Source organism: Agarivorans sp. Toyoura001 (genome assembly GCF_005405585.1).
GTDB lineage: Bacteria > Pseudomonadota > Gammaproteobacteria > Enterobacterales > Celerinatantimonadaceae > Agarivorans.
Window position 1 is genome coordinate 14,921 of record NZ_BJEQ01000001.1, and the last position, 14,062, is coordinate 28,982.

Consider the following 14,062-nt stretch of genomic DNA (forward strand, 5'->3'; position numbering starts at 1 on the left):
TTCCTAATTAAATAAAAGCGATTATACGTCAAGCTTATAGTTCAGCTAAATAACTAACTCAAAAGCCAAAGTAAACACCTCGGCTTTTGAGTAAATAGAAAGTGATGAATGTTAATCACTACCAAACAAATCGCGGGTATACACTTTATCAGCAACATCTTTAATATCATCTACCATGCGGTTAGCGATAATGACATCGCAGCTTTTCTTGAACTCTTCTAAATCGCGATATACTTTTGAGTGAAAAAATTCATCTTCTTCCATCACCGGCTCGTAAATGACTACCTCAATACCCTTAGCTTTTATACGCTTCATAATGCCTTGAATACTCGATGCCCTAAAATTATCAGACCCCGACTTCATAATAAGACGATATATCCCTACTCGCTTTGGATTGCGTTTTACAATCGATTCCGCAACGAAGTCTTTACGAGTAGTGTTTGCATCTACAATCGCACCAATAATGTTATTGGGTACGTCTTTGTAGTTAGCTAGCAACTGCTTTGTATCTTTAGGTAAGCAATAACCGCCATAACCAAAAGACGGATTGTTATAGTGATTACCAATACGCGGGTCTAGGCCTACGCCTTCAATAATGTGGCGACTGTCTAAGCCATGGGTTTCGGCATAGGTATCGAGCTCATTAAAGTAAGCCACGCGCAGCGCTAGGTAAGTATTTGCAAATAGTTTAATCGCTTCTGCTTCGGTTGAATCGGTAAGCAGTACATCAATGTTTTCTTTTATTGCCCCCTCTACCAACAAATCGGCAAACACTTGTGCACGTTCAGATTCCTCCCCCACTACAATTCGTGATGGATGTAGGTTATCGTGCAGCGCTCTGCCCTCGCGCAAAAATTCAGGCGAGAAAATTACGTTATCAACACCAAACTTTTCCCGTACAGATTTGGTGTAACCCACTGGCACAGTTGATTTGATTACCATTACAGCTTGGGGATTAATCTCCAATACATCGGCAATTACCGCTTCTACCGATTTAGTATTAAAGTAATTAGTCTCTGGGTCATAGTCGGTAGGCGTAGAGATAATTACGTAGTCAGCATCGGCATAAGCCTGTTGCTTATCCAAAGTGGCGGTGAAATTAAGGGTTTTATTGGCTAAAAAGTCTTCAATTTCAACATCTACAATCGGCGATTGTTTGTTGTTCAGTAAGGTTACTTTTTCAGGAACAATATCTACAGCGACCACTTCGTGATGCTGTGCAATCAACATAGAATTGGACAGTCCTACATAACCTGTACCAGCTACTGCTATCTTCATTAACTCTTCTCTACAAAAGTGGGCATAATAATGTTTGCTATGTATGGTGACACTTTATAACTTAAAACATTTGTCACTCAATTATAACTTGGCAATGACGCGAGATAAGGCGTTGCGCCAGTCACTGGCCCCCACTCCCCAAGCATCAAACATACTGCCACAATCCATTACAGAGTATGCTGGGCGCGGCGCGGGTAAAGGATAGTCTTCGGTCTTAATAGCATTTAGTTTCGCCGCCTTGCTTAGCTTACCTTGGGCTAGCCCTTCAGCCAAAATCGCACGGGTAAAGCCATGCCAAGAGGTAGGTAAATCACCGCAGTGGTGATAAGAGCCCCAAGCGGTGTTGCCGCCTTTTATTTGCGCACAACAATGTAAAATAGCCGCGGCTAAATCCCCTGCATAGTTGGGGCAGCCATATTGGTCGGCAATGACGCCTAGCTCTTCTCGCTCACCACCTAAGCGCAGCATGGTTTTCACAAAGTTGTTCCCATACTCCGAGAATACCCAGGCGGTGCGAATAATAATATGTTCCGCTAAGGTATTACGCACTGCTTCTTCCCCCTGCCATTTGGTTTCACCATAAATCCCTAAAGGCTTGGCTGGGTGAGTGGGTAAATAAGGGGTGGTAGCAGTGCCGTCAAACACATAATCGGTAGAGACATGAATGATAGGGATGCCCACTTGCTTGGCAGCCTTAGCCAAATATTCAGGGCCCTTGGCGTTTATTGCTGTTGCTAACTCCACTTCTGTTTGCGCTTTATCTACGGCAGTATGCGCAGCGGCATTTACAATAACATCCGGTTGAGTACTAGCAACAAAATCGATTACGGCCTGCTCATTGGTAATATCCAAATCTTGGAAGTCAGTAGCGATTACCGTAAATTGCGGGTTAGTTTCGGCAAGGTCTTGCAGACATGAACCTAGTTGCCCATTGGCACCAGTTAGCAATATTTTCATTACGCGAATAGTTCCTTTAAGGCCAAACCTTGCTTATCTTTATCTGAGAGCAACACATCTTTAAGTGGCCACTGTATACCCACGTCACTATCATCCCAAGCTAAGCAGCCTTCATCACTTGGGTCATAGTAATCGGTACATTTGTACTCAAAATCAGCCACTTCACTGGTCACGACAAAGCCATGGGCCAAGCCTGGCGGCACCCAAAACTGGCGTTTGTTTTCTTCACTGAGCACCACCCCAGCCCAACTGCCAAAAGTGGGAGAGTCAGGGCGGATATCCACAGCCACATCAAACACACTACCGCGTACTACGCGTACTAACTTGCCTTGCGGCTTACTCTTTTGAAAATGCAGACCGCGTAATACACCTAATCCTGAGCGGGAGTGGTTATCTTGCACAAAATCCATATCAATATTTAGCGCCGTTTTATAACGCTCGGCTTGGAAGGTCTCTAGAAAAAAGCCGCGCTCATCACCAAACACCTTAGGCTCGATGATTTTTACATCGGCGATACACGTCTCTAACACGTTCACTGTTACATTCCTTAATCTTATTGCTGGCTTGGTGCTTACGCGTGCTGCTCGTCTAAAAGCCGTTGTAAGTATTGCCCATAGCCGGTTTTTTTCAGGGCATTAGCCTGAGCCTGCAAGCCTTGCTCACTCAGCCAACCTTGGTGAAAAGCAATCTCTTCTAAGCACGCGACTTTTAAGCCTTGGCGATGTTCAATGGTTTGTACGTATTGACCTGCTTCTAATAAGGAGTCATGCGTGCCGGTATCTAACCACGCAAAACCGCGGCCGAGCAGCTCTACATTCAGCATGCCTTTTTCAAGATACGCCATGTTCACATCGGTAATCTCTAGCTCACCGCGTGGCGATGGCTTAATGGCTTTAGCAATCTCTACTACGCGGTTATCATAAAAATACAAACCGGTGACTGCGTAGTTTGATTTAGGCTGTGCTGGCTTCTCTTCAATGCTTAAAGCCTTGCCCTGTTTATCGAACTCCACCACACCAAAGCGCTCTGGGTCGGTAACATGATAACCAAATACGGTAGCGCCAGTGGCTTTACCAGTAGCATTTAATAACTTATTACTAAAATGCTGGCCATAAAAAATATTGTCACCCAAAATTAGTGCAACATTATCATCACCAATAAATTGCTCACCAATAATAAAGGCTTGGGCTAGGCCATCTGGGCTAGGCTGCTCGGCATAACTCAAGTTAATACCAAATTGGCTACCATCGCCCAGCATTTTTTGATAATTGGGTAAATCTTCGGGAGTAGAAATAAGCAAAATATCTTTAATGCCAGAAAGCATTAATACCGAGAGCGGGTAAAAAATCATCGGCTTATCGTAAATTGGCAATAACTGTTTAGAGGTACCCATAGTAATAGGATGCAAGCGGGTACCACTGCCGCCGGCCAATACAATCCCTTTGTAGGGTTTAGCACTGATGTTATTCATAAATGGCTCCTAGCCCAATCGCTCTAAACGGTAATCACCACTTAGCACATCTTGCCACCATTGCTGATTGTTTAAATACCACATAACAGTTTTACGAATGCCTGTTTCAAAGCTTTCTTCTGGCGTCCACCCCAGTTCATTAGCAATTTTAGAAGCATCTATCGCGTAACGCGCATCATGTCCTGGGCGATCTTTAACAAAGGTAATGAGGTCTTCAAAGTGACTGTGGCCTGCCGCCGCGAGTTTGGCTTTAGCCTCACTAGGGGCGAGCTCTTCTAACAAACTACAAATAGTGCGTACTACATCTATATTGGTTTTCTCATTATGGCCACCAATGTTGTAGGTCTCCCCTACCTCACCGGTAGTCACCACTTTGTAAAGCGCACGAGCGTGGTCTTCGACATACAGCCAATCGCGAATTTGCAAACCATCACCGTATACTGGTAAGGCTTTGGCCTCCAAGGCATTTAAAATAACATGCGGGATAAGTTTTTCAGGGAAGTGATAAGGCCCATAATTATTAGAGCAATTAGTGATAACAATCGGCAAGCCGTAGGTACGATGCCAAGCGCGTACTAAGTGATCACTTGAGGCTTTAGAGGCTGAATAGGGAGAGCTAGGCGCATAAGGCGTAGTTTCTAAAAATAAACCTTCGGTACCTTCTAAGTCACCATACACCTCATCGGTAGAGATATGATGGAAACGAAAGTCATCTTTAGCCTTCCCCTCTAAACCCGCCCAATACTCGCGCGCTGCTTCTAACAAGGTGTAAGTACCAACAATATTGGTTTGAATAAACTCACCTGGGCCATCTATTGAGCGGTCGACATGGCTCTCTGCCGCTAAATGCATTACCGCCGTTGGCTTAAACTCAGCAAAAGCTTTGGCCATAGCAGCACTGTCACAGATATTGGCCTGTAAAAAGTGATAACGCGGATTAGATTCCACCGCATCTAAAGAGGCCACATTACCGGCATAAGTCAATGCATCAACGTTTAATACACCATCGTTGGTATTATCTATAATATGGCGCACCACCGCGCTGCCAATAAAACCGGCGCTGCCGGTTATGAGGATCTTATTCATTTATAGGGTCACTTAACATTGAAAATAAAGGAATATTTAAAAACTACCGTATAGTAACAAATCATAGGCATTTTTCCCCCATTCGTTAAACCTTTCTCGATCCACTCCTAAAAACACCTTCCAGATTGCTGTAAACCATAAGCTTCGGCCATTGGTTAAGCAATCTTTTGCCGACTTATTCAAGTTCTTAGATACCAGATCGCTGTACCTAATTTAGTCGTGGTACCGACACGAAATTGTCGTTATCGCTTGATCATAGACTGCGTAAACAAGCCTAGTCGTGTCACAAATACGACGAGACCCAAAACCAGATAAATTCTCTTTTAACTGCTTGTTTGCCGATGCCTTCAAATGGAGAGCGCTTAACATCATTGATGAGTTTGTTGATGCGCTTGAGTGTTTTCTTATCTCTAGTTTGCCAATATAAGTAGTCATCCCAAGCGTCATCTGTCCACAACAATAAGCGTTGACTACTACTCATCAATAAACTCTCGAGCTGTTGTTTTACCCGCGCGCTACTGTGCTATTGAACGATTTAAGTGTTCCGTGTTTTAAGGAGAGCGTAGCAGGTGAGCTGTCACCATAAGGCTGTTGTAGTAAGCTAAAGACATAACTACAGCATCTTCAGAGTCACGACCTGTAATGACGGTTGTATCAGCATCATTAACTACACCAACTAAAACAGCTTTTAGACCATTTCTCGCTTCAGTAAAAGATACGATTTTCATAAGGGTCTTTACATGTACAGTTAATGGCACAAGTGTAGCTTTCACACACTAACTTGTAGAGAAAACCGGACATGAGGTATTAATAAGGCAACGTAAACGCTTAATGAACCAATAAAGCTCTATTCAGAGCCACCGATTTCAGCATTCCTGGGCCTAAGGTCCGATATCATCAGCTGGGGGGCATATAAGCGCTGGGGATCTGCCTTAATCGTTTGTTGGTTACGTGCCAAAGTGACACAACGGTTGCTAAACTCACACTCTAAGCCCATAACATTTAGTGTGACATTTTGACACAACTGGAGAATCACTATGGCTACTACATTACCACGCATCACAGCGAGAGTTGATGTGGATACACAAGATTTGCTAACTAAAGAGGCTGCTATTGCTGGAATGTCTAGCATTAACTCATTCGTTTTAAGCGCTACCGTTGAAAAGGCGAAGCAAGTCATTGAACGTGAACAAGCACTCAAACTCAGCCAAGCAGACGCAATCCTACTTATGGACGCTCTCGATAAGCCTGCAAGTGTCAATTCAGAACTTAAAGCTGCTGCTAGTCGTTTGAGAATAAAACTCAATGATGAATACGGTACTTCTCGATAAAGCAAAACATGACAGAAACCGATTCAACTGCGGAACTGAAGCATTAAACAATTACTTAAAAGTAATGGCGAGTCAGCAAGCTAAAAAAGACAACACTAGAACATTTGTTTTGGAAGATGAAAACAATGAACAACATGTCATTGGTTTTTATACGCTAACAATGACGCCTATTGACTTGAAAGCGCTACCGGCAAAGCTTCAGAAAAAGCACCAGTCAACCACCTCAGGTGGTTTAATCGCTCGTTTAGCAGTAGATGACCGATACAAAGGCAACGGTTACGGCTAATGGCTTTTGATTGATGCCTTGAGAAAACTACTCACAGCGAGTGATAGCGTGGCTTTACCTATCGTAGCTGTTGACGCCAAAGGTGGTGCTAAACAATTTTACAAACGGTATGGTTTTACTGCGTTTCAGGACGCCGACAACAAGTTATTTATTACAATCGCTGATGTCAGAGCGAGCTTAGACTAGTCGAGTTTAACCAATGACTTAACAACTTTTTAAAAAATTAGGCCCGAACTCAACTACGAACTGCGACATTGTTAATTCTCAAGCGCCTCCATCATTCCTTTGAAAATGACTGCGGATTGCTTGAACCCCAAACACTTTTTCGGGTGATAGTTTATTCTACGCAGAGCCCTTTCAATATCGTCATCACCGACTGCTATTAGGTCTGTTCCTTTTTTAACGTATTGTCTCAATAAGCCATTGGCGTTTTCATTGGATCCTCGCACCCATGTTCTGTAAGGGTAAGAAGAGTTAATACTATTTGGGCACCCCGCCGTATTGAACAGAAATTACAGTAACGTTTTAGGTGTTACCAAACCTATTTTCGACATTAAGAAGCGAACAACACTCGATACGTGCCAATAAAAGTGTTTAGAGAATATTTTCCTGTTGGCATGCTTCGCAAGGTGTAACATTCTGATATCTGGATAAAAAGTCAGAGGAACACCCATTTGTTTACTTCGAAAACAAATATCGATGTCTTCACAGTACATAAAGTAACCCTGATCGAAACCCTTCAACTGTTGATAGAGAGAGCTTTTAAATGCTAGGAATGAACCTGCTGCCCAATCAACTGATATTGGAGTTAACACCTTGCTTTTATCGATCTGGGTATTATTGCCCAAGCCAAGAAAAGATTTCACTAATTCGAACAAAGAGGGAAAGTGCCGAATAGAGTTATCTGGAATAGTAAAGTCTTCATCTTTGTAGAGGTTGACCCCTGCTAATTGGCAATTATCCAACTTCATCCGTTCCAGAAGTTGTTTAAATACAGCAGAAGTAGACACTACATCTGGGTTAAACACACAAAAAATATCGTCAGGTTTCATACCAAGTTGATGTTGACAATAGCGATATACCATATTGTTGTTATGGCCAAAACCTAAGCCATAATCACTATCAATGTAGTGAATACCGTGCCCTTCAAAATAAGGAAGTAACTCAGGCTCTTTTTTATTTATTTTGACAACAACATGAAAATGCTTGGCAAGCTCAAGTAAGCAGCCTAACTCTTGAATCAATTTCCCATGTCCATGAGATACAACCGATATAAAAACCGACATATAGAGAATGAATCCTTAATAAACCTGTAAATTACAACGTGGCAACGACCCTAGATAAGGCGCTGCGCCAATCACTGGCTCCCACACCCCAAGCATCAAACATACTGCTACAATCCATCACTGAGTACGCTGGACGTGGCGCCGGTAGTGGGTAGTCTTCGGTCTTAATCGCGTTTAACGTTGCTGCGTTGGTCAACTTGCCTTGGGCAAGTCCCTCAGCCAAAATCGCTCTGGTAAAACCATGCCAAGAGGTGGGTAAATCCCCACAGTGGTGATAAGAGCCCCAAGCGGTGTTGCCGCCTTTTATTTGCGCACAACAATGTAAAATAGCCGCGGCTAAATCCCCTGCATAGTTGGGGCAGCCATATTGGTCGGCAATGACGCCTAGCTCTTCTCGCTCACCACCTAAGCGCAGCATGGTTTTCACAAAGTTGTTCCCATACTCCGAGAATACCCAGGCGGTGCGAATAATAATATGTTCCGCTAAGGTATTACGCACTGCTTCTTCCCCCTGCCATTTGGTTTCACCATAAATCCCTAAAGGCTTGGCTGGGTGAGTGGGTAAATAAGGGGTGGTAGCAGTGCCGTCAAACACATAATCGGTAGAGACATGAATGATAGGGATGCCCACTTGCTTGGCAGCCTTAGCCAAATATTCAGGGCCCTTGGCGTTTATTGCTGTTGCTAACTCCACTTCTGTTTGCGCTTTATCTACGGCAGTATGCGCAGCGGCATTTACAATAACATCCGGTTGAGTACTAGCAACAAAATCGATTACGGCCTGCTCATTGGTAATATCCAAATCTTGGAAGTCAGTAGCGATTACCGTAAATTGCGGGTTAGTTTCGGCAAGGTCTTGCAGACATGAACCTAGTTGCCCATTGGCACCAGTTAGCAATATTTTCATTACGCGAATAGTTCCTTTAAGGCCAAACCTTGCTTATCTTTATCTGAGAGCAACACATCTTTAAGTGGCCACTGTATACCCACGTCACTATCATCCCAAGCTAAGCAGCCTTCATCACTTGGGTCATAGTAATCGGTACATTTGTACTCAAAATCAGCCACTTCACTGGTCACGACAAAGCCATGGGCCAAGCCTGGCGGCACCCAAAACTGGCGTTTGTTTTCTTCACTGAGCACCACCCCAGCCCAACTGCCAAAAGTGGGAGAGTCAGGGCGGATATCCACAGCCACATCAAACACACTACCGCGTACTACGCGTACTAACTTGCCTTGCGGCTTACTCTTTTGAAAATGCAGACCGCGTAATACACCTAATCCTGAGCGGGAGTGGTTATCTTGCACAAAATCCATATCAATATTTAGCGCCGTTTTATAACGCTCGGCTTGGAAGGTCTCTAGAAAAAAGCCGCGCTCATCACCAAACACCTTAGGCTCGATGATTTTTACATCGGCGATACACGTCTCTAACACGTTCACTGTTACATTCCTTAATCTTATTGCTGGCTTGGTGCTTACGCGTGCTGCTCGTCTAAAAGCCGTTGTAAGTATTGCCCATAGCCGGTTTTTTTCAGGGCATTAGCCTGAGCCTGCAAGCCTTGCTCACTCAGCCAACCTTGGTGAAAAGCAATCTCTTCTAAGCACGCGACTTTTAAGCCTTGGCGATGTTCAATGGTTTGTACGTATTGACCTGCTTCTAATAAGGAGTCATGCGTGCCGGTATCTAACCACGCAAAACCGCGGCCGAGCAGCTCTACATTCAGCATGCCTTTTTCAAGATACGCCATGTTCACATCGGTAATCTCTAGCTCACCGCGTGGCGATGGCTTAATGGCTTTAGCAATCTCTACTACGCGGTTATCATAAAAATACAAACCGGTGACTGCGTAGTTTGATTTAGGCTGTGCTGGCTTCTCTTCAATGCTTAAAGCCTTGCCCTGTTTATCGAACTCCACCACACCAAAGCGCTCTGGGTCGGTAACATGATAACCAAATACGGTAGCGCCAGTGGCTTTACCAGTAGCATTTAATAACTTATTACTAAAATGCTGGCCATAAAAAATATTGTCACCCAAAATTAGTGCAACATTATCATCACCAATAAATTGCTCACCAATAATAAAGGCTTGGGCTAGGCCATCTGGGCTAGGCTGCTCGGCATAACTCAAGTTAATACCAAATTGGCTACCATCGCCCAGCATTTTTTGATAATTGGGTAAATCTTCGGGAGTAGAAATAAGCAAAATATCTTTAATGCCAGAAAGCATTAATACCGAGAGCGGGTAAAAAATCATCGGCTTATCGTAAATTGGCAATAACTGTTTAGAGGTACCCATAGTAATAGGATGCAAGCGGGTACCACTGCCGCCGGCCAATACAATCCCTTTGTAGGGTTTAGCACTGATGTTATTCATAAATGGCTCCTAGCCCAATCGCTCTAAACGGTAATCACCACTTAGCACATCTTGCCACCATTGCTGATTGTTTAAATACCACATAACAGTTTTACGAATGCCTGTTTCAAAGCTTTCTTCTGGCGTCCACCCCAGTTCATTAGCAATTTTAGAAGCATCTATCGCGTAACGCGCATCATGTCCTGGGCGATCTTTAACAAAGGTAATGAGGTCTTCAAAGTGACTGTGGCCTGCCGCCGCGAGTTTGGCTTTAGCCTCACTAGGGGCGAGCTCTTCTAACAAACTACAAATAGTGCGTACTACATCTATATTGGTTTTCTCATTATGGCCACCAATGTTGTAGGTCTCCCCTACCTCACCGGTAGTCACCACTTTGTAAAGCGCACGAGCGTGGTCTTCGACATACAGCCAATCGCGAATTTGCAAACCATCACCGTATACTGGTAAGGCTTTGGCCTCCAAGGCATTTAAAATAACATGCGGGATAAGTTTTTCAGGGAAGTGATAAGGCCCATAATTATTAGAGCAATTAGTGATAACAATCGGCAAGCCGTAGGTACGATGCCAAGCGCGTACTAAGTGATCACTTGAGGCTTTAGAGGCTGAATAGGGAGAGCTAGGCGCATAAGGCGTAGTTTCTAAAAATAAACCTTCGGTACCTTCTAAGTCACCATACACCTCATCGGTAGAGATATGATGGAAACGAAAGTCATCTTTAGCCTTCCCCTCTAAACCCGCCCAATACTCGCGCGCTGCTTCTAACAAGGTGTAAGTACCAACAATATTGGTTTGAATAAACTCACCTGGGCCATCTATTGAGCGGTCGACATGGCTCTCTGCCGCTAAATGCATTACCGCCGTTGGCTTAAACTCAGCAAAAGCTTTGGCCATAGCAGCACTGTCACAGATATTGGCCTGTAAAAAGTGATAACGCGGATTAGATTCCACCGCATCTAAAGAGGCCACATTACCGGCATAAGTCAATGCATCAACGTTTAATACACCATCGTTGGTATTATCTATAATATGGCGCACCACCGCGCTGCCAATAAAACCGGCGCCGCCGGTGACTAATATTCGCATGGTGTAAACCTACATTAAAACAATGAGCTTCAAATATAAAAAGCACATATTAACTATCGACCAGATATCAATTGCAATCATTTGAATAATTAGGATTATATTGTGAGCATAAAACCCATTCCAATACTAAAACTAACCATCAATATAGTCATCATTTTATCTATAATTGACAAATCCGTACCATAAGCCTCTAAAGAATTGATAAAAGTGGCCTTTTTTAAATTTAGTTTTTAAAAAAATATACTGATATATTTTCTTTAGTACAGCAAGGGTAAGTAAGTTTAGCTTAACGAAAGACAAATCTTTCCTTAGGAAAGCTCCAAGACCAGATGCATAGCTATATGTTTTCATCAAGGCTATTTCACTACTTATTGGGTTGGGATGCCAAATATGAAGCTCTGGTGAGTAGACTATATTTTTCCCATCTTTAATAAGTCTATAAATAAAATCGGGATCTTCGCAAGAGCCAAATTTGGTTCCTAGACCTAATTTTTCATCAAATGTTAAGTTAGATTGATATCTAACAAACATTGTAGCTGATGAGGACACTTGATAAAAATTAAGATAGTTGACTTTCATTGCTTTTAGTGGCCAGTTTTTAAGAATATTCTCATTTTTATCGCGATCAAATAACCGACCAATTAGTACATCAACATCTTTATTTTTTTCGAAGAAGTTGGCTACAAAGGTCAAAGTATCTTCATAATATGTACAGTCATCGTCTGGAAATCCGACCACACCACAGTTTGTCATACTCAAACCCAAATTTCTATTTAATGACAAACCGACATTTGGTGATGATATATGGTTGATCAACGATCCTTCATCGTAAGAGTGAAGAAAAGATAAAAACGTTGGTTCATTCTGATCGATAATCATAAGCTTTGGCACAACATTATCAGGTAATAGATCAATTGACTTTTTCATCGAGTCAATATACCTCTTCAACTCTGAATCTCTACCTAAGGTTGCTTGAATTAAAGTTATTTTCACATCCCCTCCATAAGGATATACGCTCTTGGTAATTAATATAAGAAGAATAAAAAAGAGCAACAACATGCATAAACAACGATATAAAGGGGTCAAGTAAAAAGCACGAAAGTACCAAAGCTAAATAGATGGCCATAAGTTTCCTTCTATCTCTTGTTTTTTTTGTCCTGAACCTTAATATTTCATAGGAGTAACAAATAATAAACACATTTAGTAAAAAATATACAATGCCGTGACTAAATATATATTGTAGAAATCCATTATGTAAAGCTAAACCAACCAACTCAATATTTCTTCCGCTTCCATAACCTATAGCCCACCCATAATTGTTTGATATCATATCGAGTGCATCAAATTGAACACGCAATCTATGTGATAATGAAACCAGTTTATAAGTAATGAACATACTACTATCATCTGATGGCTTAAAGGCTTCCAAATAAACCATCATATTTATATAAGCAGCGTTTAAAATTAGTATCAAAAAGTAGAGAAACCATCCATTTAAAATAGGAATAAACCTTGTTTTACTTACAATTATATACACAAGCAAACATGCAATTGCCGTAGAAGATAATGATGCGAAGACCATTAAAAAGAAAATATTCTTTAGTCTATAACTATTAATCCTATAGATATCTAATATAAAATATAATAACAAGCACACTAAACCAAAATAGTTAGCATCAAAATAAATAGCACTAAATCTAATCATTCCTTCATCATAGCCATTGAATAGAAAATGAATTACTATTCCAGAAAAAAAGATTAGAGTTACATAAGTAATAGAAAGTTTCTTTACCACTCTTTCTGTCATCACTTCTTTGGAGTATGCAAATAAAATTAAGGTAGTCCAAACGACAATAGTTTGAATGTATTTGACAAAATTAAGAATTAGTGATGCGTCATTCAAGTAAGATAGGAAAATAACGAAAAATGTTACCATTGAAATAGAAAAAGACACGCTAATAGCTTTCTTTAACCTTAACATCTTAAATTTATCTATAAAGAAAGGAAGCAAAATACCAAACGTAAGAAACCCAATATTGAACAATGCGCCAAAAAAAGTAATAGGAGCAAAGCAAACAAAAGAGAAAAGAGACACTCTGTTCTTGACATACAATATAATCAAAACAAGAGTTAACAAGAAAAATATAAGTGAACTTACCTCTACCACTTATTTACCTTCCTTACAGACGCTTTAATCACTCTTATAGGAGCGCCGACAGCGATACTATTTGATTGTATGTCTTTCGAGACAACTGAATTAGCTCCTACAACCACATTATCACCTATACTTACGCCCTCACAGATAAACACATTTGCGCCTATCCAACAGTTGTCACCAATACTAACACTCCCAACCTTGACAGTTACTGGGGTCATTCCATGAATGACATCATCTGCGTTTCTATTTGAAGTATATATTCTGACATTGTGAGATAGAGCTGTATTGGCTCCAATTAAAACAGCTGAATTTTGGTCTACATAAATACCACATCTAGCTCCACAGTAGCTTCCTTGTTTAACACTGAATTTACCTTCTCCATATACATAAGTATCACTACCCTTAAAAAAGTTAGCTTTAGGCTCTATGTCATAACTATCTATATAGAAAGAGTATTTTTGATATCTCAAATTATCGGTTAGGCTTGATAACCGTGAAAAAACTCCTGAAAGAATTCTATTAAGTGTTTTCCTAAATTGCATCTTTAAACCCTAACTTATATAAAGCAATAAACTGACAGAGTGAAATAAATAAAACAATCAACATATAAATAAAGATACTAGAACTTCCAAAGCTATACAGTACGATAATATTAATCAAAAAGAAAAGAAAATTAACCATCATAAGTACCTTTGTCTTTAGTTTCACTTGATAATATGAAGTCATAAAACTACTAGATACTTGAAAT

General features: G+C 41.3%; 14 protein-coding genes and 4 pseudogenes. 2 read left to right on the forward strand and 16 right to left on the reverse strand.

From position 1 onward, the window contains the following. Nucleotides 1–111: 111 nt before the first annotated feature. From FFR00_RS00075 to FFR00_RS00105, 7 genes and pseudogenes are all read right to left on the reverse strand, one after another. Entirely contained in the window at nt 112–1,278 is a 1,167-nt protein-coding gene (locus FFR00_RS00075; RefSeq protein WP_137671334.1) for a nucleotide sugar dehydrogenase, read from the reverse strand. A gap of 81 nt (nt 1,279–1,359) precedes the next feature. Beyond that, the gene (gene rfbD / locus FFR00_RS00080) at nt 1,360–2,235 is read right to left on the reverse strand and encodes a dTDP-4-dehydrorhamnose reductase (RefSeq protein ID WP_137671335.1); all 876 of its coding nucleotides are present in this window, start codon (nt 2,233–2,235) and stop codon (nt 1,360–1,362) included. Further along, a complete protein-coding gene (rfbC, locus tag FFR00_RS00085; RefSeq protein ID WP_137671336.1) occupies nt 2,235–2,771 on the reverse strand; it encodes a dTDP-4-dehydrorhamnose 3,5-epimerase in 537 nt (178 codons plus the stop codon). The genes rfbD (FFR00_RS00080) and rfbC (FFR00_RS00085) overlap by 1 nt, the downstream gene beginning before the upstream one ends. A 35-nt stretch (nt 2,772–2,806) precedes the next feature. Beyond that, the gene (rfbA, locus tag FFR00_RS00090; RefSeq protein WP_137671337.1) at nt 2,807–3,706 is read right to left on the reverse strand and encodes a glucose-1-phosphate thymidylyltransferase RfbA; all 900 of its coding nucleotides are present in this window, start codon (nt 3,704–3,706) and stop codon (nt 2,807–2,809) included. 9 nt (nt 3,707–3,715) lie between these two features. Then, on the reverse strand, nt 3,716–4,792 hold the full coding sequence (rfbB, locus tag FFR00_RS00095) for a dTDP-glucose 4,6-dehydratase (RefSeq protein WP_137671338.1): 1,077 nt from the start codon (nt 4,790–4,792) through the stop codon (nt 3,716–3,718). A 213-nt stretch (nt 4,793–5,005) separates the two neighbouring features. Further along, nucleotides 5,006–5,273: pseudogene (locus FFR00_RS00100) on the reverse strand (Txe/YoeB family addiction module toxin). A gap of 34 nt (nt 5,274–5,307) precedes the next feature. After that, nucleotides 5,308–5,520: pseudogene (locus FFR00_RS00105) on the reverse strand (type II toxin-antitoxin system Phd/YefM family antitoxin). 309 nt (nt 5,521–5,829) lie between these two features. Between FFR00_RS00105 and FFR00_RS00110 the strand changes: the two are divergent. Next, complete coding sequence (locus FFR00_RS00110; protein ID WP_137671340.1) at nt 5,830–6,123, forward strand: DUF1778 domain-containing protein; 294 nt, start codon at nt 5,830–5,832, stop codon at nt 6,121–6,123. Then, nucleotides 6,098–6,595, forward strand: a pseudogene (locus FFR00_RS00115) (GNAT family N-acetyltransferase). Before FFR00_RS00110 ends, FFR00_RS00115 begins: the two are co-directional and overlap by 26 nt. A 71-nt stretch (nt 6,596–6,666) precedes the next feature. Here the strand turns inward: FFR00_RS00115 and FFR00_RS21840 are convergent. The 9 genes and pseudogenes from FFR00_RS21840 to FFR00_RS21785 form a co-directional block, all read right to left on the reverse strand. Beyond that, nucleotides 6,667–6,879: pseudogene (locus FFR00_RS21840) on the reverse strand (IS30 family transposase); the annotation flags it as partial. Between the two features lie 42 nt (nt 6,880–6,921). Beyond that, nucleotides 6,922–7,695, reverse strand: a complete 774-nt coding sequence (locus FFR00_RS00125; RefSeq protein WP_137671341.1) for a glycosyltransferase family 2 protein — start codon at nt 7,693–7,695, stop codon at nt 6,922–6,924. Between the two features lie 31 nt (nt 7,696–7,726). Continuing rightward, nucleotides 7,727–8,602: a dTDP-4-dehydrorhamnose reductase gene (rfbD, locus tag FFR00_RS00130; protein ID WP_137671342.1), complete on the reverse strand. Its 876-nt coding sequence runs from the start codon at nt 8,600–8,602 to the stop codon at nt 7,727–7,729. Next, nucleotides 8,602–9,138 (reverse strand): dTDP-4-dehydrorhamnose 3,5-epimerase, encoded by a 537-nt coding sequence (gene rfbC / locus FFR00_RS00135; RefSeq protein ID WP_137671336.1) that lies wholly within the window; start codon nt 9,136–9,138, stop codon nt 8,602–8,604. The genes rfbD (FFR00_RS00130) and rfbC (FFR00_RS00135) overlap by 1 nt, the downstream gene beginning before the upstream one ends. A gap of 35 nt (nt 9,139–9,173) precedes the next feature. Continuing rightward, on the reverse strand, nt 9,174–10,073 hold the full coding sequence (rfbA, locus tag FFR00_RS00140) for a glucose-1-phosphate thymidylyltransferase RfbA (RefSeq protein ID WP_137671337.1): 900 nt from the start codon (nt 10,071–10,073) through the stop codon (nt 9,174–9,176). Nucleotides 10,074–10,082: 9 nt separating this feature from the next. Continuing rightward, a complete protein-coding gene (gene rfbB, locus FFR00_RS00145; protein WP_137671343.1) occupies nt 10,083–11,156 on the reverse strand; it encodes a dTDP-glucose 4,6-dehydratase in 1,074 nt (357 codons plus the stop codon). A gap of 156 nt (nt 11,157–11,312) precedes the next feature. After that, a complete protein-coding gene (locus FFR00_RS00150; protein WP_161985055.1) occupies nt 11,313–12,149 on the reverse strand; it encodes a glycosyltransferase family 2 protein in 837 nt (278 codons plus the stop codon). Beyond that, on the reverse strand, nt 12,115–13,323 hold the full coding sequence (locus tag FFR00_RS00155; RefSeq protein ID WP_137671345.1) for a hypothetical protein: 1,209 nt from the start codon (nt 13,321–13,323) through the stop codon (nt 12,115–12,117). The genes FFR00_RS00150 and FFR00_RS00155 overlap by 35 nt, the downstream gene beginning before the upstream one ends. Then, a complete protein-coding gene (locus FFR00_RS21785; protein ID WP_201798663.1) occupies nt 13,317–13,856 on the reverse strand; it encodes a DapH/DapD/GlmU-related protein in 540 nt (179 codons plus the stop codon). Before FFR00_RS21785 ends, FFR00_RS00155 begins: the two co-directional genes overlap by 7 nt. Nucleotides 13,857–14,062 lie beyond the last annotated feature (206 nt).